Origin of the sequence: Bacteroides sp. An269, from assembly GCF_002159755.1 — a bacterium.
Lineage (GTDB): Bacteria > Bacteroidota > Bacteroidia > Bacteroidales > Bacteroidaceae > Phocaeicola > Phocaeicola intestinalis.
The window spans coordinates 1-830 of the sequence record NZ_NFJG01000241.1; the positions used below are offsets into that span (position 1 = coordinate 1).

The window sequence follows — 830 nt, forward strand, 5'->3', positions numbered from 1 at the left end:
CATCCCCGTCACAGGGTTCACGGTGAAGCAGTTCACGGATGATAGACAACACACGGCTGTGCTTGCAACGCATGTCGGTAAAGTCACGCACATAATAAAAATGATTCAGACCGGTAACACTCAGCATAGACCCTCCAGCTTCTCTATCATCCGGACTAAGAAGCTGTTTTGAATTTCTCCAAAAAGTTTTTCTTGGCTTGATGTATCCTTTTTCGTGTGTGCTTTGGGCGATTTTTTGGTCTTTTTCGCTCCTGTTCTTCGTCAGATAGCCCGCTATCTTCCTCATCACAGAAGCGAAAATGCCTCAAAAACTCATCCCAAATCATCGCACGATAAATTCAAAACAGCTTCTAAATCCTGATAGCTTAAATTCTTTTGGGACAAGTGTAACCCATTACTGATACGGATGTCAATCCATATGCGGACGGGATTGTCATTGCAGCCTTTTGATACAGGTTTAGGCCGGTCATCAGTCTTGGTCTTTTCTTCATGGGTAATCTCAGGAACACCGTCAACCTGAACTTCAACTACTTTTTTGCGGGTATCCTTAAACCATTTCTGGAAAATGTTATAAGGGACTTTGTTCTTGGCACAAAACGATTGGAGAGATTCCCCATGAGGCAATGCCTCGGTCTGGTACTGAAAGTAAAACCTTTCAAGATCTTCACTGCTATACATAATTTTATAAATTTGGTTGGCAGCGAAGTTATTCATTTCAATCAATAGCCTTTTTTTGACTGCTTACTGACAAGGTACCAGTTGACGAGGTTCTGAATAGTTTTACTGAATGTATTTAAAACCTAGTTACCTAGTACCTGTTACCTAGTACC

The 830-nt window shown here is 41.4% G+C and carries 2 protein-coding genes; both read right to left on the reverse strand.

Features of this window, described 5'->3' with window-relative positions:
* Window positions 1-155 precede the first annotated feature (155 nt).
* Window positions 156-326, reverse strand: a complete 171-nt coding sequence (locus B5F71_RS20575; protein WP_158098125.1) for a hypothetical protein — start codon at window positions 324-326, stop codon at window positions 156-158.
* Window positions 313-678: a hypothetical protein gene (locus B5F71_RS20870; protein WP_206423876.1), complete on the reverse strand. Its 366-nt coding sequence runs from the start codon at window positions 676-678 to the stop codon at window positions 313-315. Before B5F71_RS20870 ends, B5F71_RS20575 begins: the two co-directional genes overlap by 14 nt.
* Window positions 679-830: the final 152 nt, after the last annotated feature.

What these genes read in the sequence shown, in the direction of transcription:
- B5F71_RS20575 (WP_158098125.1), bottom strand. Translation starts at nt 326, where the DNA reads ATGATTTGGGATGAGTTTTTGAGGCATTTTCGCTTCTGTGATGAGGAA.
- B5F71_RS20870 (WP_206423876.1), bottom strand. Translation starts at nt 678, where the DNA reads ATGTATAGCAGTGAAGATCTTGAAAGGTTTTACTTTCAGTACCAGACC.